Origin of the sequence: Sphingobium abikonense NBRC 16140 (assembly GCF_001598335.1) — a bacterium.
Lineage (GTDB): Bacteria > Pseudomonadota > Alphaproteobacteria > Sphingomonadales > Sphingomonadaceae > Sphingobium > Sphingobium abikonense.
The window spans coordinates 293546-312820 of sequence record NZ_BCYT01000003.1; the positions used below are offsets into that span (position 1 = coordinate 293546).

The 19275-nt window shown below is 65.6% G+C and carries 21 protein-coding genes; 6 read left to right on the forward strand and 15 right to left on the reverse strand.

Annotated features, from left to right (window positions below):
- Positions 1–122 precede the first annotated feature (122 nt).
- Both SAB01S_RS05300 and SAB01S_RS05305 read left to right on the forward strand, forming a co-directional pair.
- Positions 123–1616 (forward strand): ABC transporter substrate-binding protein, encoded by a 1494-nt coding sequence (locus tag SAB01S_RS05300; protein WP_062732041.1) that lies wholly within the window; start codon positions 123–125, stop codon positions 1614–1616.
- Positions 1617–1637: 21 nt separating this feature from the next.
- Positions 1638–2060 (forward strand): DUF4112 domain-containing protein, encoded by a 423-nt coding sequence (locus tag SAB01S_RS05305; RefSeq protein ID WP_062732042.1) that lies wholly within the window; start codon positions 1638–1640, stop codon positions 2058–2060.
- On the opposite strand, the gene SAB01S_RS05310 is transcribed toward SAB01S_RS05305, so the two are convergent.
- The 8 genes from SAB01S_RS05310 to SAB01S_RS05345 all read right to left on the reverse strand — a co-directional run bounded on the left by SAB01S_RS05310 (position 2061) and on the right by SAB01S_RS05345 (position 9445).
- Positions 2061–2888: a ribonuclease T2 family protein gene (locus tag SAB01S_RS05310; protein WP_062732043.1), complete on the reverse strand. Its 828-nt coding sequence runs from the start codon at positions 2886–2888 to the stop codon at positions 2061–2063.
- On the reverse strand, positions 2881–3747 hold the full coding sequence (gene nadC, locus SAB01S_RS05315) for a carboxylating nicotinate-nucleotide diphosphorylase (RefSeq protein ID WP_062732044.1): 867 nt from the start codon (positions 3745–3747) through the stop codon (positions 2881–2883). Before nadC ends, SAB01S_RS05310 begins: the two co-directional genes overlap by 8 nt.
- Positions 3728–5047 (reverse strand): DUF2254 domain-containing protein, encoded by a 1320-nt coding sequence (locus SAB01S_RS05320; protein WP_062732045.1) that lies wholly within the window; start codon positions 5045–5047, stop codon positions 3728–3730. Before SAB01S_RS05320 ends, nadC begins: the two co-directional genes overlap by 20 nt.
- Before the next feature lie 13 nt (positions 5048–5060).
- Entirely contained in the window at positions 5061–6059 is a 999-nt protein-coding gene (gene nadA / locus SAB01S_RS05325) for a quinolinate synthase NadA (RefSeq protein WP_062732046.1), read from the reverse strand.
- 70 nt (positions 6060–6129) lie between these two features.
- On the reverse strand, positions 6130–6903 hold the full coding sequence (locus SAB01S_RS05330; protein WP_245646413.1) for a hypothetical protein: 774 nt from the start codon (positions 6901–6903) through the stop codon (positions 6130–6132).
- A 77-nt stretch (positions 6904–6980) separates the two neighbouring features.
- Complete coding sequence (locus tag SAB01S_RS05335) at positions 6981–7691, reverse strand: DUF4230 domain-containing protein (RefSeq protein WP_062732047.1); 711 nt, start codon at positions 7689–7691, stop codon at positions 6981–6983.
- The gene (locus SAB01S_RS05340) at positions 7676–8554 is read right to left on the reverse strand and encodes an MBL fold metallo-hydrolase (protein WP_062732048.1); all 879 of its coding nucleotides are present in this window, start codon (positions 8552–8554) and stop codon (positions 7676–7678) included. Before SAB01S_RS05340 ends, SAB01S_RS05335 begins: the two co-directional genes overlap by 16 nt.
- A gap of 57 nt (positions 8555–8611) precedes the next feature.
- Positions 8612–9445, reverse strand: coding sequence for a TIGR00266 family protein (locus tag SAB01S_RS05345; RefSeq protein ID WP_062732049.1), 834 nt, complete (start codon positions 9443–9445; stop codon positions 8612–8614).
- A gap of 164 nt (positions 9446–9609) precedes the next feature.
- Here SAB01S_RS05345 and SAB01S_RS05350 point away from each other — a divergent pair, with 164 nt between their 5' ends.
- On the forward strand, positions 9610–10548 hold the full coding sequence (locus SAB01S_RS05350) for a right-handed parallel beta-helix repeat-containing protein (RefSeq protein WP_062732124.1): 939 nt from the start codon (positions 9610–9612) through the stop codon (positions 10546–10548).
- 36 nt (positions 10549–10584) lie between these two features.
- Positions 10585–10779, forward strand: a complete 195-nt coding sequence (locus SAB01S_RS05355; protein ID WP_062732050.1) for a hypothetical protein — start codon at positions 10585–10587, stop codon at positions 10777–10779.
- Positions 10780–10783: 4 nt separating this feature from the next.
- Here SAB01S_RS05355 and SAB01S_RS05360 read toward each other — a convergent pair whose 3' ends face one another.
- From SAB01S_RS05360 to SAB01S_RS05380, 5 genes are all read right to left on the reverse strand, one after another.
- The gene (locus SAB01S_RS05360; protein ID WP_062732051.1) at positions 10784–11137 is read right to left on the reverse strand and encodes a YbaN family protein; all 354 of its coding nucleotides are present in this window, start codon (positions 11135–11137) and stop codon (positions 10784–10786) included.
- Positions 11138–11153: 16 nt separating this feature from the next.
- Complete coding sequence (locus tag SAB01S_RS05365) at positions 11154–11573, reverse strand: GNAT family N-acetyltransferase (RefSeq protein WP_062732052.1); 420 nt, start codon at positions 11571–11573, stop codon at positions 11154–11156.
- Between the two features lie 47 nt (positions 11574–11620).
- Complete coding sequence (locus SAB01S_RS05370; protein WP_062732053.1) at positions 11621–12928, reverse strand: sensor histidine kinase; 1308 nt, start codon at positions 12926–12928, stop codon at positions 11621–11623.
- Between the two features lie 181 nt (positions 12929–13109).
- Positions 13110–13775: a response regulator transcription factor gene (locus SAB01S_RS05375; RefSeq protein WP_021227104.1), complete on the reverse strand. Its 666-nt coding sequence runs from the start codon at positions 13773–13775 to the stop codon at positions 13110–13112.
- 45 nt (positions 13776–13820) lie between these two features.
- Entirely contained in the window at positions 13821–14159 is a 339-nt protein-coding gene (locus tag SAB01S_RS05380; RefSeq protein WP_021227103.1) for a hypothetical protein, read from the reverse strand.
- Positions 14160–14232: 73 nt separating this feature from the next.
- Here SAB01S_RS05380 and SAB01S_RS05385 point away from each other — a divergent pair, with 73 nt between their 5' ends.
- Positions 14233–15726 (forward strand): DUF389 domain-containing protein, encoded by a 1494-nt coding sequence (locus tag SAB01S_RS05385; protein WP_062732054.1) that lies wholly within the window; start codon positions 14233–14235, stop codon positions 15724–15726.
- A 16-nt stretch (positions 15727–15742) separates the two neighbouring features.
- On the opposite strand, the gene SAB01S_RS05390 is transcribed toward SAB01S_RS05385, so the two are convergent.
- Positions 15743–16474 (reverse strand): SIMPL domain-containing protein, encoded by a 732-nt coding sequence (locus tag SAB01S_RS05390; RefSeq protein WP_062732055.1) that lies wholly within the window; start codon positions 16472–16474, stop codon positions 15743–15745.
- Positions 16475–16617: 143 nt separating this feature from the next.
- On the opposite strand from SAB01S_RS05390, the gene SAB01S_RS05395 reads away from it, so the two are divergent.
- The gene (locus SAB01S_RS05395; protein ID WP_062732056.1) at positions 16618–18399 is read left to right on the forward strand and encodes an ABC-F family ATP-binding cassette domain-containing protein; all 1782 of its coding nucleotides are present in this window, start codon (positions 16618–16620) and stop codon (positions 18397–18399) included.
- Positions 18400–18409: 10 nt separating this feature from the next.
- Here the strand turns inward: SAB01S_RS05395 and SAB01S_RS05400 are convergent, their stop codons facing one another.
- Positions 18410–19189, reverse strand: coding sequence for a ThuA domain-containing protein (locus tag SAB01S_RS05400; protein ID WP_062732057.1), 780 nt, complete (start codon positions 19187–19189; stop codon positions 18410–18412).
- Positions 19190–19275 lie beyond the last annotated feature (86 nt).

A 19275-nucleotide genomic window follows, 5' to 3' on the forward strand; every position in this document is an offset into this window, starting at 1 on the left:
GGGCGGTGCCAATATGAACTATTTATTGCATCTGCGGGTCTTTCATGTTGCTAAATTATGACAATCGTTCCAGCGGAACCAGGGTTGGTGATTGCGCGTCCATTCGCTACTCCTGCCGTCCGATGCGCATCGCCCTTACCCTCCCCCGCGCCCTGCGCCACGCCCTGCCGTCGCTCGGCGCGATGCTGATCGCGCTGTCGAGCTGTTCGAAGGAAGATGGTGGGCTGATCGTGGTCAGCGTCGTGGGCGACCGGGACGATTTCGCAAAGCCGCTGCAACAATTGCCCGATCCGGCGGCCAAGCTGCTGCTCGAAAGCACGGCGCAGGGGCTCGTCGCATTCGATGCGCGCGGCGATATCGTGCCGGGGCTGGCGCAGCGCTGGATCGTGGAGGACGACGGGCGCAGCTATATTTTCCGCCTGCGCCGCGCTTTCTGGGCCGACGGCTCGCGCGTCACCGCCACCGCCGTAGCCCGCCTTCTGATGGCGCGCATCACCAGCCTGCGCCAGCTTGACCCCGATGGTCCGCTCGATGCGGTGCAGGCGGTCGTGCCGATGACGGGAGAGGTCATCGAAATCCGCATGGCCGCCGCGCGCCCCTATATGCTCCAGATGCTGGCGCAGCCGCAGATGGGCGTCCTGTCGCGCGACGGCGGCACCGGGCCTTATCGCGCGCGGCGGCAGGGCGGCGCGCTGATGCTGACGCCGGTGGATCGCTCGACGGGCGACGACGATGCGGAGGAAGAGCTGGTTCCGCTTTCCCGCCTGCGCGTCTTGCGCGCGGAGCGGGCGGCGCTGGGCATCGTCCGCTTTCGCGAAGGGCGCTCGGAACTCATGCTGGGCGGCCGGTTCGCGGATGTGCCGCTGCTCATCCCCGCCGGCATCGACCGCGACGCCGTGCAGATCGACCCGGTGCAGGGCCTGCTGGGCTTGGCGGTGGTCGGCACCGGCGGGATGCTGGACGATGACAATGTGCGCGCCGCGATCAACATGGCGATCGACCGGAGCGTCCTGCCTACTCTCTTTCCGCTTGGCGGCTGGACCTCGACCGATCGCATCGTTCCGTCGGACCTGGACCTGGGCCGCGCCCCGACCGCGCCCGTCTGGGCCAGTCAGTCGATGGACGAACGCCGCGCCCGCGCCAGCGCGACGATCACGCGCTGGCGCGCCGATCATGACGATGTCCCCGCGCTGCGCATCGCCTTGCCCGAAGGCCCCGGCGCCACATTGCTGTTCGGGATGCTGCGCCGGGATCTGGGGGCGATCGGCCTTGCCGTCGATCGGGTCGCCATGACCGCTTCGGCCGACCTGCGCCTCATCGACGAAGTCGCCCCTTATGACAGCGCGCTCTGGTATCTTGGCCGCGTCGGTTGCGCGCGCAAGGTGCATTGCAGCGCCGCCGCCGATGCTGCCTTGCAGGCGGCCAGCCTTGCCAGCACGGCGGAAGAACGGGTGGCCCGGATCGCCGAAGCCGAAGCGCTGATGCAGGGGCATAATGGCTATATTGCGCTGGGCGCGCCGGTGCGCTGGTCGCTCGTCTCGCGCCGCCTTGGCGGCTTCATGCCCTCCCAGCGCGCGCGCCACCCATTGAACCACCTCCTTGCCTCCCCCAATTAGGGGAGGTGGAGGAGACGATTGATGGCGTTATCGCAGGACCAGTTCGACCATATCGTGCGGGACATGCCGGGCTTTGGCCGCGACCCCGCATCGGTGCGCCGCCGGATCGAGGCGATGGAGGCGATGCTGGAGGGGCTGTTCGTCATCCCCGGCACCAACCGCCGGGTCGGGCTGGACAGTCTGGTCGGCCTGGTTCCGGTGGTGGGCGACATCGCCACCGCCGCAATGGGGGCATGGATCGTCTGGGAAGCGCGCAATCTTGGCATGTCGAAATGGCATCTGACGCGCATGGCCGCCAATGTGGGCGTCGACACCCTGATCGGCGCGATCCCGTTCGCCGGTGATATTTTCGATTTTCTCTACAAATCAAACACCAAGAATCTGCGGATCATCCGCAAGCATATGGATCGCCACCATCCCGCAACGGCAGTGATCGACCAGTAATCAGTCCGCCTCTCCATCCTTGGTCAACGGCTGCACCTTGGGGTCGAGGTCGAGGATAAGGCCGGGCTTGCGCGCGGGGGCAGGGCCAGGTTCACCGCGCCGCGCCGGACGCGCGACAGGGATGCTCGGCCCCGGCTCGATCCGCAAATAGCTGGGTCCGGGCGCACCCCCCTGATGCGCGGGGCAGCGCGTATATTCCATCGCCCGGTCCATGCAGATCCACACTTCGCTCAGCCAGTTGCCGCGCACAGTGGTCACGCGCAGCATATCGGGCTCCAACCGCTTGTTCGCGGCGGCGAAGGCGGCGGCGAACTGCGCCACCGTCAATGTCTTGCGCCGCGCCAGCGCCCCCATGTCGGGATAGCGCAGCGATTGGTAGAAGGCGCGCGACAGGTCGAAATACAGCTCCGGCCTGGTCGTCATGCAGGTGCCATGCTTGGCCCATTCATGCTGGATCAGCTGCACCGACGGCGTGGCGCAGAGATTGTCGCGCACCACGTCGCGCGGCACCAGGTCGGCCGGTCGACAATATTGCGGCCATTGCTTGCCGACGCCGTCTGGCCACAGGCCGTGCAGGGTAAAGCCGAACCTGCCGTTGCGGCCCCCGCATTGCAGGCTGCCGCGATCCCGCGCGGTCGAACAATATTGCGGCGTCCAGCTGATCGCCAGCGTGTAGCTGCCGATCGGCAGCACGCGCTTGGGTTCCTTGACGGTCGGCCCTTCGGCCTTGGGCCGGGGCAGGGTGGCGGGCATCCGGCACTGCGCCGACTGGGCCAGCGCCGCCGATGGCGCGAGCATGAGCAGCAGGGCAAGGATCAGCCTAGGCATAGTCGAAATCCAGTCCGATATCGGCCGCCGGCGCCGACTGGGTCAGCCGCCCGACGCTGATATAGGTGACGCCGGTTTCCGCCTTGGCGCGGATCGTGTCCAGCGTCACGCCGCCTGACGCTTCGGTCGGCACCCGTCCGCCCACCAGTGTCACCGCTCCCCGCAGCACGGGCGCGGCCATATTGTCGAGCAGCAAATGGGTCGCACCTGCGCTCAGCGCCGGTTCGATCTGGTCGACCCGGTCGACCTCGACGATAATGCGCTCGACCCCGGCAGCGACCGCGCGGCGCACCGCTTCCTCGACCGACCCGGCGACCGCGACATGATTATCCTTGATCATCGCCGCGTCCCACAAGCCCATGCGGTGATTTGTCGCGCCGCCCATCCGCGTCGCATATTTCTCAAGGCAACGCAGGCCCGGAATCGTCTTGCGCGTGTCGAGCAGGGTCGCGCCCGTGCCCAAGATCGCATCGACATAGGCGCGCGTCATCGTCGCGATTCCGGTCAGATGCTGGACGGTGTTCAGCGCCGACCGCTCCGCCGTCAGCATCGCGCGCGCCTTGCCCCGGATGCGCATCAGGTCGGTGCCCGCCGCCACCTGATCGCCATCCCGGTGCAGCATCTCGATTTGGACCTGCGGATCGAGCGCACGGAAGAAGGCGGCAGCGATCGGCAGGCCGGCCAGCGTCACCGCGTCGCGGCTGTCCATGACGCCCTCGAACATAGCATCGGCCGGGATCACCGCCTCGCTGGTGACGTCCCGGCCATCGGGGCCAAGATCTTCGGCCAGGGTGGCGGCGACAAAGGCGTCAAGGTCGAAGCCGGGAAGCGAAAATGCGTCAGGAAGAAAGCCGTTCATGGGTGCCGTCTTTCATGGCTGCCAGGAAATCGCAATAGCGCGCCTCCAGTTCATCGAGCGACGGCCCGGCCAGGTCCAGCCGCGCCTGCGCCATCAGCAGCGCGCCTTCCTCGCGCAGCCGCGCGCGCCGGCCGGTCAGTCTCAGCGTCGATCCCGCGCCCAGCAGGCAATCGAGGAATTGCATCGCCGCGATCGGGCTGGTCGCCGCCGCCGCGCGGATGCCGCCAAAGCCGCGCCGCACGAAATGATCGAAATCATCGTTCATCGGCACGATCCGGTTCCAGTCATAATCGCCCCGGTCCGGCCCGCCGCGCAGGTCCCGCGCGCCGATCTGCGCGGTCGCCGCGCCCAGCCAGTGCAGCGCGGTGACGGCAGTGAAGGGATCGTTGATGCCCGGCGACAGCGCCCGCAGCGCAATCTCCACCAGTTCGTCGATCAGGAATTCTATATCCTGCGAGGGCGATCGCATCGCCCCCAATGAAAAACAGTCGCGCAGCCGGTCGGCCATCGCATCATCCGGCTCCGCGCCGACGACCGCCAGCAACACCACGTCGGGATGGACGAAATCGCCCGGCCGCAGTCGCAACTCGACCCGGCATTCTATGTCCCGCGCGATCCGGTCCAGCCCGGCGAAATCGATGATCTGGATATAGCCCGTGCCGGTCGCCGCCACCGGCGTCCCCTGCGGCGGCTGGTCCTGCTGCTCGGCGTCGCAATGTCTGGGGAAGCGATTTCGCACGCTGCGGAGCAGCCGCTCGCCAATCCCTTCCAGCACCGCGTTGATGCGGATGGAGGCGGGCACATGGTTGAGGAAATAGACCAGCACGACGATCGACGCCGCCATCAGGCCCGTGGCGATCAGCAGCGATAATTGCGGTACGAAGCCGGGGTCGCCCGCCGTTTCATAGGCGTCGCGCACCACGCGCAGCACCAGCACCGAATAGACGAAGGTGGCGATGAAGGTCGCAAGCGACAGCTGGTTGCCGCGATCCTCCATGAAATTGGACAGCAACCGCGGGCCATAGCTGCCCGACGCGTAGACGACAGCGGCGATGGTGATTGAAAAGATGGTCGATGCGACGCCGATCATCGACCCGGATATGACGTTCAGGACATTGCGCGCGCCCTCTGGCCGGGCTTCGTCCACCCAGTCATGGCTGGTCAGCCATTGCGCCGCGCCATGGCGATCCATCCACACCGTCAGGATCGCCAGCAGCGCGGCGCTGGTCGTGAACAAAGCGGGATAGAACCAATAGCTGGCCCGCGTTCCCTGCCAGAGCGCGCGCAGCCGCGCGATCATCGCGGATCAGGCCTCAGCCACGCGGGCCGACATCGCCTTGGCCCACCGTGCCGCTCGCCATGTCCAGCATCCGGTCCAGGCTCTTTTTCGCCTGCAACCGCAACGTCTCGTCCATTTCGATGCGCGGCCGTAGGTCGCGCAGCGCCAGATACAGCTTCTCCATCGTGTTGAGCGCCATATAGGGGCAGATATTGCAGTTGCAGTTGCCGTCCGCGCCCGGCGCGCCGATGAAGTTCTTGTGCGGCACCGCCTTTTGCATCTGGTGGATGATATGCGGCTCGGTCGCGACGATCAGCGTGTCGCCCGGCATGGTCTTGGCGAAATCCAGGATGCCGCTGGTCGATCCGACATAATCGGCATGGTCGACGATATAGGGCGGGCATTCGGGATGCGCTGCGATCGGCGCGTCGGGGTGCTGCGCCTTAAGTTTCAGCAATTCGGTTTCGCTGAACGCTTCATGCACGATGCACACGCCCGGCCACAACAGCATGTCGCGGCCCAGCTTGCGCTTCAGGTAGCCGCCCAGATGCTTGTCGGGGCCAAAGATGATCTTCTGGTCGGCGGGGATCTGCGCCAGTATCTTTTCAGCGGACGATGATGTCACGATGATGTCGGACAGCGCCTTCACCTCGGCCGAACAGTTGATGTAGCTCAAGGCGATATGATCGGGATGCGCCTCGCGGAACGCCTTGAACTGGGCGGGGGGGCAGCTGTCCTCCAGGCTGCACCCCGCGTCCATGTCGGGCAGGACGACGATCTTTTCAGGCGACAGGATTTTCGCGGTTTCCGCCATGAAGCGCACCCCGCAAAAGGCAATGACGTCCGCGTCCGTCTCCGCCGCCTTGCGCGACAGCTCCAAGCTGTCACCCACGAAATCGGACAGGTCCTGAATGTCGGGCGTCTGGTAATAATGGCCCAGGATGACGGCGTTGCGTTCCTTGCGCAGCCGGTCGATTTCCGCGCGCAGGTCCAGCCCCTGCAATGATCCGCCTATGCCGCCGCGTGCGTCCACCCTGTCATCTCCGTCTAAACCATTCGGACGGGCAGATAAGCGGGCAAGCGCGGAGGATCAAGGACGGCGATCAGGAATGCCGGGGCCAGTCGGCATATAAGGGTCGCGCCGCCCCCGGCGTTCCGGCGGTCACGGCATCGCCGATCGCCCTGCCAACCGGGCTGAAGGCTATGACCTCCGCAACGATCTGGGTGCCGAATATGAGGGCAAGGCTACAAATATAGGCAGGATGAATTACGCCGGCCCGCCGTTTGTCCCGCCACATACCTGCAAGGATGAACAGGGCGGGGAAAACCACCGCCGAAATCACCCAGGCCATCGGCATCAGCAATGGCAGAGGCAATAATCGGCCGAACCCCGGCCCAGTGATCGACGCCATCGCGCACAGCATCAGCCGGCTGTGCCAGTCGGTTCGGCGTCGCATGCGGATCGCCCACAGGACGATTGCCGCAAAGGTGAGGATGCCGACCGGATTGCCGATCAGAAATTCGTCCCGGGCAAAGAAGAAGGGGCCGCCATATGCGCGAATGACGGAAATCGTGATCGCCATCCCCAGTATGACCATGACGGGCACCCAGGCCAGCGCCAGCCAGCCCAGTTGCTTGTGAAGCCTGGCCGATCCGGTCACCACCAATCCGGTCTGAAGCAGGTACAGCAGCACCCAGCCAAAAAAAGTGACGGCATGGACATGATACAGGATCGGCGCCGCGAAACTCGATCGCTGAAGCAGGATGTTGGTGGAAAAACCCGCGACCAGCACGAATGCCATCACACAGGCGCTGATGAAGAAAAACCGATGTTCCCGCTGAACAACGGTCGCCGCCGATACTGTCCCCGTCGCCATGATGTCCCCACCCATGCCTGACCGAAACAATAATATCATCGCCGGCGGGGACAGGTCAATTTGACATGTTCATTGCCTTATCGATTGCGGGCCAGCACTTCGTTGATCGGCGTGGTGACGTCCCATCGCTCGCGATTGTCGCCCTTGCGTTCGGGCGGGAAGGTGACGATCACGCGCGCGTCGCCATAGCCCATGGCGGCGAGAGGCGCGCTCATCAGCCTGGCGAGCGCGATCCGTCCATATTCGCGCGCCTGCGCCATGCGTTCGGGCGACCGCGCCGACGCCTTCGCCCGCGCCTCGGCATGGGCCGACGCCCGGCGGCTCAGCGCCTCGCCCGCCTCGCGCGTGACGAACAGGCCGCTGGTGCGCACCAGCGTGCGGCGCGCCTCGTCCAGATTGGGCGTGTCGGCCTTCACGTCGGGGGCGTTGACGATCAGCGTGCGGCGCTGCTCGTCCCACTCCAGGTCGTCGGCGGACAGGCCCGACAGGTCGACGAAGTAGTCCACCGTATAGGGCATCTTGACCACTTGGTCGGATTTCAGCCAGCCAAAGCCACGGACATCGCGCGCGGTGCTCTGGATGGTGCCGTTGAGCCGCGACACGCGCAGGCTGCTGCTGCCGGCGATCCGCTCGGCGATGATCTTCGTCACCGCCGATCCGTCATCCTCCACGCTCACGACATAATCGCGATTATAGCGTTGCCAGCCCACCAGCATCGCCGTCCCGACGATCAGGATCAGCAATGCCGCGCCCACCGGCCCGGCATAGGCTTTCAGGCTGCGCGCCACAGCCCGTCCTCCGCCGGGGCCGCCAGCCCCCGGCCGTTAAGGTCGATGAGATGCGCCAGTACCGACCGGCCTGCCGCGCCATAAAGGCGCGGATCGACGCCCTTGTACATCTCCGACACCATGTCGGGGATCGCGCTGTCGCCATGGCGCGCCAGGAACCGCAAAATCTGCCCTTCGCGCTGCTTGCGATGGCCCATCATGCCGCGCACCAGCCGCTGCGGATTGTCGATCGGATCGCCATGGGCGGGGTAGTAGATCGCGTCGTCCCGCTCGGCCAGCAGCTGCATCGAGCGCATATAGGCGGTCATGTTGCCATCGGGTGGAGAAATCACGCTGGTCGACCAGCCCATGACATGATCGCCGGTGAATAGCGCCTTTTCCTTGCGCAGAGCAAAGCACAGATGATTGGACGTATGGCCCGGCGTCGCCACCGCCTCCAGCGTCCAGCCTGGCCCTTCCACCGTCTCGCCATCGCCCAGCACCCGGTCGGGCCGATAGTCCGCGTCGAACGCCGCGTCCGCGCGCGGGCCGTCATCCTCCAGCGTCAGCGGCGCGCAGCCGATGACCGGCGCGCCCGTCGCCGCGCTCAGCGGCCGCGCGGCCGGGCTGTGATCGCGATGGGTATGGGTGCACAGGATCGCGACGACTGGCCGTCCGCCAATCGCCCGCGCGATCGCGGCGAGATGGTCGGCGTCGTCCGGTCCCGGATCGATCACCGCCACCGCCTCGCCGCCCACGACATAGGTCTGCGTGCCGGTATAGGTGAAGGGCGACGGATTGGGCGCCAGCACCCGGCTCACGAGCGGCGACAGTGTCATCGAAACGCCCGTGGGCAGGTCAACCGGGTCGAAAGGAGATGCCATGGGACCCATGTGCCCATTTCGCACCCGATTTCAAGGGCCGCCCGACGCCCGCGGCACTCAGCGATTGCCGCCGATCAGGTCGCCAAATTCGCCCAGCAGCGATCCTTCGCCTCTATTCTGCCCGCCCCGGCTGCCGGCCGCCGCCAGCATCCGTCCGGCGAGGCGCGAAAAGGGCAGGGACTGGATCCACACATGCCCCGGTCCGCGCAGCCGCGCGAAGAACGCGCCTTCGCCGCCGAAGATCATGGATTTGACACCGCCCGCGGCCACCAGGTCGAAATCGACGCTGGGCGTCATCGCCGCCAGGCAACCGGTGTCGACATGCAGTTCCTCGCCCGAGGCCAGTTCCTTTTCCACCAGCGTGCCGCCCATCTGCACGAACACCCATCCATCGCCCGACAATCGCTGCATGATGAAGCCTTCGCCACCGAACAGGCCGGTCATGATCCGCTTCTGGAAATGCACGCCGATCGCCACGCCCTTGGCGGCGGCCAGGAAACTGTCCTTCTGGCAGATCAGCGCGCCGCCATATTGGTCGAGCTTGAGGGGCAGGATCGACCCAGGTGTGGGCGAGGCAAAGGCGACCCGCGCCTTTCCATGACCCTGATGGGTGAAGACGGTGGTGAACAGGCTTTCCCCCGTCACCAGCCGCTTGCCCGCGCCCAGCAACTTGCCCATGAAGCCGCCGTCCGCGCCGCCGCTGCCGTCGCCGAACACCGTCGTCATGCTGATCGCGCCGTCCTTCCATACCATCGCGCCCGCTTCGGCGACCGCGCTTTCGCCCGGGTCCAGCTCAATCTCCAGAAACTGCAATTCCTGGCCCTTGATCTCGAAATCGATGTCGTCGGACAGGCTGGCGCTGCGATGATGGCTCCAGGGGGAATTGGGCATGGACATGGACTCCTGCGGATCAAAGGATGCCTCTCCTTACCGGATCACGTGATGCCCGAAAACCGTTCACTCTTGCCCATGCGCCTGTGCCATTTCAGGCCAGTGCGTCGCCGGGTGTTCGCGCGCGCTTGGCGGCGCGCCTGCAAGCCTCTAAGGAGCGCGCCATGCGCTTCCTGTCCACCGCCCTGCTTTTGTCCGCCGCCGTCGCCGCGACCGCGCTCGCGCAGGGCCAATCCGCGCCCTTCACGCTCAGCGACTCGGGCCGCGGCTACGCTACCCTGTCGGACGCCCTGAACGCGATCGGCGAGGGGCAGGGCACCATCATCGTTGCGCCCGGTACCTATCGCCAATGCGCGGTGCAGCAGGGCGGCGTCGTCACCATCCGCGCCGCAAAGCCCGGCACCGCCATTTTCGACGGCGTGCCGTGCGAAGGGAAGGGGGCGCTTGTCGCGCGCGGCCGAGCCACCACCGTCGATGGCATTGTTTTCCAGAATATCAGCGTGCCCGACGGCAATGGCGCTGGCATCCGCCTCGAAAGCGGCGACCTTAGCGTCACCAACAGCCTGTTCCGCAACAGCGAGGAAGGCATTTTGACCGGCGACTATGCCGGCGGTCGTGTCAGCATCGACAAATCGACCTTCCGCAAGCTTGGCCGCTGCGACCGCGATCTCGATTGCGCCCATGGCATCTATATCGGCCGCCTCGCCAGCCTCTCCGTCACCAACAGCCGGTTCGATGAAGGCAATGGCGGTCATTATCTCAAAACCCGCACGCCGCGCGTCACCATCACCGGCAACAGCTTCGACGACAGCGCCGGGCACCTGACCAATTACATGATTGACCTGTCCAACGGCGCGACCGGCACGATCAGCGGCAATGAAATGGTGCAGGGCAAGGACAAGGATAATTGGTCCGCCTTCATCACCGTCGCGCCCGAAGGTCGGGAAAACAGCAGCGCGGGCCTTGTCATCGACGGCAATCGCGCCGGTTTCGTGCCGGGGCTGGAGCGCGGCTCCACCTTCGTCGCCAATTTCACCAATGATGCCGTGCGCATCGGCCGCAACCAGCTTGCCCCCTCGATGAAGGTCAGCGACCGGCGCTGACTTGCGCCGCACTCATTCCGCCGCGATAAGCCGCCGATGCGTAGCACCTATGACGGCGCGACCGTGCGCCTCTATCATCTGGGCGATGACGGTGGCGTCACCACCCTGCTTTATGGTCCCCTGACGGAAGCGCTGCGCGTTGCCGATCAGCAGCCGGCCGACATGCAGGACGGCCTTTTCATCGCCACCGACAATGATGTCGTCGCCTATCTCGACCTGATCGAGGACTGAAGCCTCACGCCTCCGGCCGGCTCCAGATCCAGCTGCCGCCGATCAGCGCGGCGGCGACCGGGATCAGGAACCAGGGCCAGGGCGACAGGATCAGCGCCAGCACGATGCTGAATCCGAAGGCTGCCACCGCCGCGATTTTGCCGCGCCGGCTGATCGCGCCACGTTCGCGCCAGCGGCGGATATGCGGCCCGAACTGCCGATGGTTGAGCAGCTTGGCTTCCAGCCGCGGACTGGACCGGGCGAAGCAGAAGGCTGCCAGGATCATGAACGGCACCGTCGGCAACAGCGGCAGAAACGCCCCGATCGCCCCTAGACCGATCGAAAGAAACCCCGCGATAAGATAGAGGTGCCGCCGCATGGGGTGCGCCTCTGTCCTAAAGCCGCTTGCTCAGAAAAAAGCGCTTTTCCCCGACTGGATGGTCGGCAATCTCGCCGCACAGACTGAACCCCATCTTCTCGTAGAAGCCCCGCGCCTGAAAGGAATAGGTGTCGAGCCAGATGCCGATGCACCCTTGCGCTTGCGCAATCTCCTCCGCCCTGCGTATCAGGGCCGTGCCATGGTCGGCCCCGCGATGCGCCTCGGGAATGGCCAGAAACTCGATGAACATCCAGTCATAGCTGCACTTGCCCCATAGGCCGCCGACATGCTGGCCTTCCTCATCGGTCAGCAATATGGCGACCGGCCGTGTCTTGGGATCGCCCGCGCGGTCGATATTATAGGCGCGCAGCGGCGCAATCACGGCATCCCGATCGCTTTCGGAAGGCTGTTCGGGAATGGTCAGGCGCAAAGTCATGCGCCTGTCTTAGCGCTTGCGCCCCGGCATACAATGCCGCCCACTCGTCACGCCGCCGGCAGCCGCAGCCGCACCAGCAATCCGCCCAGGTCCTCGCTTTCCTCCAAGGCGACGGTGCCACCGTAAATCTCCGCCACATCGCGCACGATGGCGAGGCCAAGGCCAGTGCCGGGCTTGCCCGAATCAAGCCGCACGCCCCGGTCGAAGATGCGCACGCGCTCCTCCTCGGGAATGCCCATGCCGTCATCCTCGACCTGGATCTCCACCATGCCGCCGCTGCGGGCGACCACGGTCGCGAACACGCTTCCGCCACCATATTTGGCGGCATTCTCGATCACATTGCCCAGCATCTCGTCCAGGTCCTGCCGCTCCACGCGAACGGCCGCGTCCTTGTCGCCATCCATGTCGATCCGCGCGTCGGGGTAGAGGCGCTGGACCGCTCGCTCCACCGCGCCCAGGCTTTTCCACACATCCGCCCGGCTCTGCGCCGCGCCGCGCCGGCCGACCGCGCGCGCGCGGGCCAGATGATGGTCCACCTGCCGCCGCATCGTCGTCGCCTCGCGGATCACCGCATCGCCCAGGTCCGGCGCCTTGGCGGTCGCGGCGTTCATGATGACGGTCAGCGGGGTCTTGAGCGCATGGGCCAGGTTGCCCGCATGGGTGCGCGCTTCTTCCGCCTGCCGCTCATTATGAGCAAGGAGGGCGTTCAATTCCTCCACCATCGGCAATACTTCGGCGGGCATCGGCTCTGTCACCCGGCTTTTCTCGCCCCCCCGCATCCGGATGATTTCCAGCCGCACCTTGCGTAGCGGGCGCAGCCCGTAGATCGTCTGCAACGTCGCCAGCACGAACAGCCCCAGCGCCAGCAGCGCGAAACTCTTGAACAGGGTGGACCGCAACGTCTTTATCTGGGCGTCGAGGCCCGATCGCGCCTGCGCCACCATGAACAGCCAGCGCGTATTCGATCCGGGCAGCACCACGGTGCGTTCCATGATGCGCAGGTCCTCGCCGGGAAACTGCTTGCTGTTATAGACATGCAAGTGGCGGTCGTCATGCTCGGCCGGCGCCTTCAATGCCCGGTCCCATAGCGACCGCGACCGCCAATCCTCATGCCCTTTGGCACTGATCTGATAATATAGCCCGCTATTGGGCTCCAGGAATCGCTGGTCGGCAAGTTCCCGGTTGAACAGCACTTCGCCATCGGGGCCGATTTCCGACGCGGCGATCATCGCCGTCAGCACATAATTCATGCCGTCGTCGAAATTGCGGGTGATCGCGTCCGACAGCACCCGGTCCAGCGCCACGCCGCCGCCGATCAGCAGCACGCTGATCCACAGCGCGGCGATACCGATCATGCGCCGGCTGATGGAACCGGTCGAGCGGACGGGGGGAGGGGATATCGCGTCGCTTGCCAAAAGGCCGTTCGCCCTGAGTAGCCACTGAGCGAAGTCGAAGTGGCGTATCGAAGGGTTCGTGCCAGGTGCTTCGATACGGGATTTCGACTTCGCTCAATCCCTACTCAGCACGAACGGTGGATTACCTGCCCGGCTCGTCCAGGCTGTAGCCCAGGCCCCGGATGGTGGTGATGACGTCGGCGCCCAATTTCTTGCGGATGCGCGTCACGAACACTTCGATCGTATTGGAATCGCGGTCGAAATCCTGATCGTAGATATGCTCGATCAATTCGGTGCGGCTCACCACCTTGCCCTTGTGGTGGAGCAGATAGCTCAGCAGCTTATATTCCTGCGCCGTCAGCTTCACCGGATCGCCCTTCAGCGTCACCTTGCCCGACCGCGTGTCCAGCCGCACGTCGCCCGCCGTCAACTCGCTCGACGCATTGCCCGACGCGCGGCGAATGAGCGCGCGCAGCCGCGCGATCAGTTCCTCGCTCTGGAAGGGCTTGGCCAGATAATCGTCGGCACCCGCGTCCAGCCCGGCGACCTTGTCGGACCAGCTGTCGCGCGCGGTCAGCACCAGCACGGGGAAGGTCTTGCCCTCCTTGCGCCATTTGTCGAGCACGGTCAGCCCGTCGATCGTGGGCAGGCCCAGGTCCAGCACCACCGCGTCATAGCTTTCGGTGGACCCCAGGAAATGTCCGTCCTCGCCGTCCGTCGCCAGGTCGACGGCATAGCCCGCGCCTTCCAGAGTGGTTCTGAGCTGATGGCCCAGGCTCGGTTCATCCTCGACGATCAGCAGGCGCATGGGCGTGTATTTCCGTTTCTGTTATGACCAGTATGCGGCGCGGGGTCAGCGCGCCATGCCGATAATATCGCCTGTCCGGCCGTCGGCATCAACCCACATGACCTTTCCGTTCTTCACATATTTCAGACGATAGCGGTTGGATGACGGGTTGAACTCGCTGCCGACATAGGTTGCGCCGCCCACGGCGGCGTCGACACGGCGCTTGATCATGGAAAAGGGCATGACATGACCGTCCAGCATCGCGCGGCGGGCGGCATCCTGTTCATCGCGGCGTCCACCGGCGTCGGCGGCGGGGATCATCAGCATCGCGGCCATCAGCATGCCGGCGCCGGCTGTCAGGCTTTTCCACTTCATCATCATGGGCATGCCATAGGTGCAGGCCATTGAACAGGTGGTGAATGATGGCATGGCGGTGGCGGCTGGAAAGCCGCGCCGCGCTCGATTATGGCGCTGTGTCATGATGATGCAGGACGAAAGGCCCGTTGCCGATCCGCCACTCTGGCGCGCCGTGCCCCGCTGGTGGCGCGGCCATGTGATCCGCGAAATCGACCATCAGGCGGTGGTCGATCGCGTGCGCGAAGATGATGGGTGGAGCCCGCGCTACGCCTTCATGATCCTCATGTCGGCGGGCATTGCGGTGCTGGGACTGTTGCTGTCTTCGCCGGCCGTGGTGATCGGCGCGATGCTTATCTCTCCGCTCATGGGGCCGATCGTTGGCCTGGGCTTCGCGCTCGCCACCGTCGATTCGCGCGAGATTCGCCGCACGCTTTTCACCCTGGCCGTCGGCGCGCTCATCGCCATCCTCTTCACCGCCTTCATCGTTCTGCTGTCCCCGCTTCAGACCGTGACGGCGGAAATCGCCGCGCGCACCCGGCCCAATCTCTTCGACCTCATGGTCGCGCTCTTTTCCGCGCTGGCGGGCGCCTATGCGATGATCCGGGGGAAGGCGGGCACCATCGTGGGCGTCGCCATCGCCACCGCGTTGATGCCGCCGCTCGCAACCGTCGGCTTTGGTGTCGCGACGCTCAACGCCACCGTGGCGGGCGGCGCCTTCCTGCTCTTCTTCACCAACTTCGTGACGATCGCGCTGGCGGCGGGTATCATGGCGCGGCTCTATGGCTTTGGCCGGGAACTCTCGCCCCGGCAAAGCTGGATGCAGAGCGTCTTCATCGGCGTCATCTTCTTTGCCCTCGCCGTGCCGCTGGGCCTGTCGCTGCGCCAGATCGCCTGGGAATCCAATGCCGCCCGCGAGGCGCGCGACGTCATCCGCCGCGAATTTGCCGATGATGCCCGCATCTCGCAGCTCGATATAGATTTCGACGCCCGGCCGCTGTCCGTCACCGCCAGCGTCCTGACCAGTCGCTATGAACGTAACGCGACGACGCGCGCCAGCCGCGTGCTCAGCGACATGCTGGGCCAGCCCGTCGCGCTCGACATCGAACAGATTCGCGTGGGCGAAGGGACCGACACCGAAAACGCCCAGCTGCTCGCTGTCCAGACCGCGCGGCGCGAAGTGCAGGGCCAGGTCGATCGCCTGACCGACCGGCTCGCGCTCATCGCCGGGGTCGATCCCGACGCTGTCACCATCGATACCGGGCGCAAGCGGGCGCTGGTGCGCGCGCGGCCGCTGCCCGAAGCGGGCCTTGCCACCTACCGCGTGCTCGAACAGCGCGCCGCCGCCATGGCGCCCGGCTGGACGATCGAGGTCGAACCGCCCGTGCTGCCCTTGCCTGATATCGCTCTCAATGAGGATGGCGCGCCGGCCAATGCTGAAACGCTGGCGCTGGCGCTATGGGCGGCGCAGCGCGTCGGCCTGCCCATCGACATGGCCGTGCGCGGAGACGATCATCCCGCCCTGACGCAGCCCTTCGCTGATCGCGGCGTCGATGTGCGCCTGACGCAAGGCGCCAGCGCGGACCGGGCGGCCCTGCGCTGGCGCATCGCGGAATAAGCGCGGGTTCAGCGCGTCACTTGTCGAGCGCATATTGCACGGTCAGCGTCACCGACGCACTGACCTGCCCCGGCTCCACCGGCGTCACCGGCGCGGCGTCGGCCTTGAACCGCGCGCTCTGCATCATCGGCATGGGCGGCTGGCCGCCGCTGTTGCTTTCGCTGATCGACACCAGCCGGGCGGCGCGATAGCCGGCCGCCTGCGCATAATAGTCCGCCTGCGCCTTCGCACTCTTCAGCGCCGCGCCGCGCGCCTGCACCAGCAGGGGCGACGGATCGTCGATCGAGAAGGTCGGTCCGCTGATATTGGTCGCGCCCGCCGCCACCATGGCGTCCAGCGACGCGCCGACGCGCTTGATGTCGCGCAGCTTGACCGTCAGCTGGTTCGACGCCTCATAACCGATAAAGCGCGGCCCCTGCGGCTGGCCGTCCTGATTGCTATAATCATATTGCGCGCTCAGGTTGATGCCGCTGGTCTGGATATCCTTCTTGGCGATGCCGGCCCTGGCCAGCGCCGCGATCAGCTTTTCCGTCTGCGCCGCATTCTGCTGCATCGCCGCCTGCGCCGTCGGCGCGCGGGTCTGGACGCCGGTGCCCACGGTCGCGACATCGGGCGCGGCTTCGACGCTTTCGGTCACGTTCAGCGTCACGACCGGCGCTGTCTCGGCGATGGTGACGCTGGTCTGCGCCAGGCCGGCTGCGGGGATCGCAGCGGCGCCAAGCGCCATCAGGGCGAGGGCGGATTTCATCTATGGGTCTCCTCTGCAAAAATTCGCTGCATCCGTGATTGGCCGGGATGCGATGAACGGACGCTGTGCACCGGTGAAAGCCGTGCGACAGCTTTCGGGTTCCCCACTTGCCCTGCCGCCCCTTACCCCCTAGCTGCACCGCCATGGCGGCTCCCATCCTCTCCTTCGAAAATCTCGGCCTCAGCCAGGGTACGCACTGGCTGTTCCGCAACATCGACATTCATGTTGGCCAGCGCGACCGGCTGGCGCTCATCGGCCGCAATGGCGCGGGCAAGACGACGCTGCTCAAACTCATCGGCGGCCAGATCGAACCGGATGAAGGCACCCGTTCGGTGCAGCCGGGCGCGCGCGTCATCACGCTGGAACAGGACCCCGACGTCACGCCCTTTGCCACGCTGCATGATTTCGCATTGGCTGGCGATTATGCGCCCCCCGCGCATGAGGTGGAGGCGATTGCCGATCAGCTCGGCATCGACCTGTCGCGCGAAGCGAAGACCGCGAGTGGAGGTGAGCGCCGCCGCGCCGCCATCGCCCGCGCGCTCGCCAGCGAACCCGACCTGCTGTTGCTCGACGAACCGACCAACCATCTCGACATCGCGGCGATCGACTGGATCGAAAACTGGATGGCGCGCTATAATGGCGCCTTCATCGTCATCAGCCACGACCGCGCGTTTCTGACGCGCCTCACCCGCCAGACGCTCTGGCTCGACCGCGGCTCGATGCGCCGCAACGAGATCGGCTTTGGCGGTTTTGAACAATGGATGGAAGCGGTCTACGCCGAAGAGGCGCGGGCGGCCGAAAAGCTGGACGCCAAGCTCAAGATCGAGGCGCACTGGCTGGAGCGCGGCGTCACCGCCCGGCGCAAGCGCAACCAGGGCCGGCTCGCGAAACTCTGGGAGATGCGCGCCCAGCGCGCCGCCATGCAGGGGCCGCAGGGCACCGCCAAGATCGCCGTCGCCAGCGACGATAGCAAGACCAAGAGCGTCATCAAGGCCGAGCATGTCACCAGGGCCTTTGGTGATCGCACAATCATCAGGGACTTCACCCTGCGCGTGCAGCGCGGCGATCGCATCGGCATCGTCGGCGGCAATGGCGCTGGCAAGTCGACGCTACTGAAATTGCTGACCGGCCAGCTTGCGCCCGACAGCGGCGAGGTGACGCTCGCCAAGACGCTCGACATGATCTTCATCGACCAGCAGCGCAGCCTGATGCAGGGCGACAAGTCCGTCCGCGACGTGCTGGCCGAAGGGGGCGACTGGATCGACGTGCGCGGGGTGCGCAAGCATGTCCACGGCTATTTGAAGGACTTCCTGTTCGACCCGTCTCTGGCCGAGGCGAAGGTCGGCACATTGTCGGGCGGCGAACGCTCCCGCCTGCTGTTTGCGCGCGAATTCGCACGCGAATCCAACCTGCTCGTGCTCGACGAACCGACCAATGATCTCGACCTCGAAACGCTCGACCTGCTTCAGGAAGTCATCGCCGATTATGACGGCACCGTCCTGATCGTCAGCCACGACCGCGATTTCCTCGACCGCACCGTCACCGTCACGCTGGGCCTCGACGGATCGGGGACGGTCGATGTGATCGTCGGCGGCTATGCCGACTGGATCGCCAAGCGCGATCCGCGCAAGGCCGCGAAGGTGGAAAAGAAGGAGGCCGCGCCCCCGCCGCCGCCCAAGCCCGCGTCCGCCAAGCTCAGCTACAAGGATCAGCGCGACCTTGATCTGCTGCCAGGCCGGATCGAGGCGCTGGAAGCCGCGATCGCCCGCGATGAGGCCGCGCTCGCCGATCCCGCGCTCTACACCCGCGATCCCGGCAAATTCGCCGCCCTCACCAAGGCCATTGAACAGGCCCGTGCCGACAAGGATGCGGCGGAGGAACGCTGGCTCGACCTCGCGCAAAAGGCCGAAGGCCTGGCGGGCTGACGCTGCCTCTTCAACGCTTGCTGGTTGCCGCCTGGCCGCGCCCGGTCGCCGTCCAGTAAATGCCGCCCATCAAATGCGTCAGATAGGTATAATCGCGGTACATCGCCCCTTCATGCCCCAGCGTGGTCACGAACACGCGCCCCTTTTCATAGCCATGATACCAGGCGATTGGATGGTCGCGGCCCATCGGCCGTGACACCTGGCCGGGCCAGATCTTGGTCGGGTCGTAACTGCTTTCATCCACGCCCAGCACGGTGTTGATCCGCACGTCAAAGGGATTGGTCGTGACGTAGAATTCGTCGCTCCACACCCACCGGTCGGGCAGGGCGAAGGTCGCGGGGAAATTGCGGTCCTCCACGGTCACGACACCGGTCTGCACCATCGGATGCACGCCGACGCGCCGGCCCACCAGCTTTTCATACCAGGGCCATTCGCCCGGCGGCGTGATCGCGGCGCGGTGGACGATCATCGCATTGCCGCCTGCGCGCATATAGGCTTCGAATTTCGCCCGCTGCCCGGCGTTCAATTCCTCACCGGGCGAATTGAGGAACATCACCGCCGCATATTGGCTCAGGTCTTCGTCGAAACTTTCCGGGTGGCGCGTCCAGACAAGCTCGAAACTATGCAGCCGCGCCATCTGCTCCAGGCTCTCGCGCGCGATCGGGATATATTCATAATGATAGGTGTTCGCCTTGGCGAAGACGAGCAGCTTGAACTGGCTTTCGGCGATGGCGCTCGGCGCGGCAAAAAGGGCGGCGATCGCCAGCAGGAGCCGCATCATCATTCCCATGGCCGTCTCTCCTATCCGCCGCGTGACGCCTGTCGCTTATCGCGCCCTATCGGCACGGTGCAATCGGCATGGACATCTTCTACGAC

Excerpts from the sequence above, each read along its gene's own strand:
- SAB01S_RS05390 (WP_062732055.1), bottom strand. The coding sequence starts at position 16,474 with ATGAAATCCGCCCTCGCCCTGATGGCGCTTGGCGCCGCTGCGATCCCC.
- SAB01S_RS05370 (WP_062732053.1), bottom strand. The coding sequence starts at position 12,928 with ATGATCGGTATCGCCGCGCTGTGGATCAGCGTGCTGCTGATCGGCGGC.
- SAB01S_RS05380 (WP_021227103.1), bottom strand. The coding sequence starts at position 14,159 with ATGGCCTGCACCTATGGCATGCCCATGATGATGAAGTGGAAAAGCCTG.
- SAB01S_RS05395 (WP_062732056.1), top strand. The coding sequence starts at position 16,618 with ATGGCGGCTCCCATCCTCTCCTTCGAAAATCTCGGCCTCAGCCAGGGT.
- SAB01S_RS05305 (WP_062732042.1), top strand. The coding sequence starts at position 1,638 with ATGGCGTTATCGCAGGACCAGTTCGACCATATCGTGCGGGACATGCCG.
- SAB01S_RS05400 (WP_062732057.1), bottom strand. The coding sequence starts at position 19,189 with ATGGGAATGATGATGCGGCTCCTGCTGGCGATCGCCGCCCTTTTTGCC.
- SAB01S_RS05355 (WP_062732050.1), top strand. The coding sequence starts at position 10,585 with ATGCGTAGCACCTATGACGGCGCGACCGTGCGCCTCTATCATCTGGGC.
- SAB01S_RS05365 (WP_062732052.1), bottom strand. The coding sequence starts at position 11,573 with ATGACTTTGCGCCTGACCATTCCCGAACAGCCTTCCGAAAGCGATCGG.
- SAB01S_RS05375 (WP_021227104.1), bottom strand. The coding sequence starts at position 13,775 with ATGCGCCTGCTGATCGTCGAGGATGAACCGAGCCTGGGCCATCAGCTC.
- SAB01S_RS05345 (WP_062732049.1), bottom strand. The coding sequence starts at position 9,445 with ATGCCCAATTCCCCCTGGAGCCATCATCGCAGCGCCAGCCTGTCCGAC.
- nadC (WP_062732044.1), bottom strand. The coding sequence starts at position 3,747 with ATGAACGGCTTTCTTCCTGACGCATTTTCGCTTCCCGGCTTCGACCTT.
- SAB01S_RS05330 (WP_245646413.1), bottom strand. The coding sequence starts at position 6,903 with ATGGCGACGGGGACAGTATCGGCGGCGACCGTTGTTCAGCGGGAACAT.
- SAB01S_RS05310 (WP_062732043.1), bottom strand. The coding sequence starts at position 2,888 with ATGCCTAGGCTGATCCTTGCCCTGCTGCTCATGCTCGCGCCATCGGCG.
- SAB01S_RS05360 (WP_062732051.1), bottom strand. The coding sequence starts at position 11,137 with ATGCGGCGGCACCTCTATCTTATCGCGGGGTTTCTTTCGATCGGTCTA.
- SAB01S_RS05385 (WP_062732054.1), top strand. The coding sequence starts at position 14,233 with ATGATGATGCAGGACGAAAGGCCCGTTGCCGATCCGCCACTCTGGCGC.
- SAB01S_RS05320 (WP_062732045.1), bottom strand. The coding sequence starts at position 5,047 with ATGATCGCGCGGCTGCGCGCGCTCTGGCAGGGAACGCGGGCCAGCTAT.
- SAB01S_RS05300 (WP_062732041.1), top strand. The coding sequence starts at position 123 with ATGCGCATCGCCCTTACCCTCCCCCGCGCCCTGCGCCACGCCCTGCCG.
- SAB01S_RS05340 (WP_062732048.1), bottom strand. The coding sequence starts at position 8,554 with ATGGCATCTCCTTTCGACCCGGTTGACCTGCCCACGGGCGTTTCGATG.
- SAB01S_RS05350 (WP_062732124.1), top strand. The coding sequence starts at position 9,610 with ATGCGCTTCCTGTCCACCGCCCTGCTTTTGTCCGCCGCCGTCGCCGCG.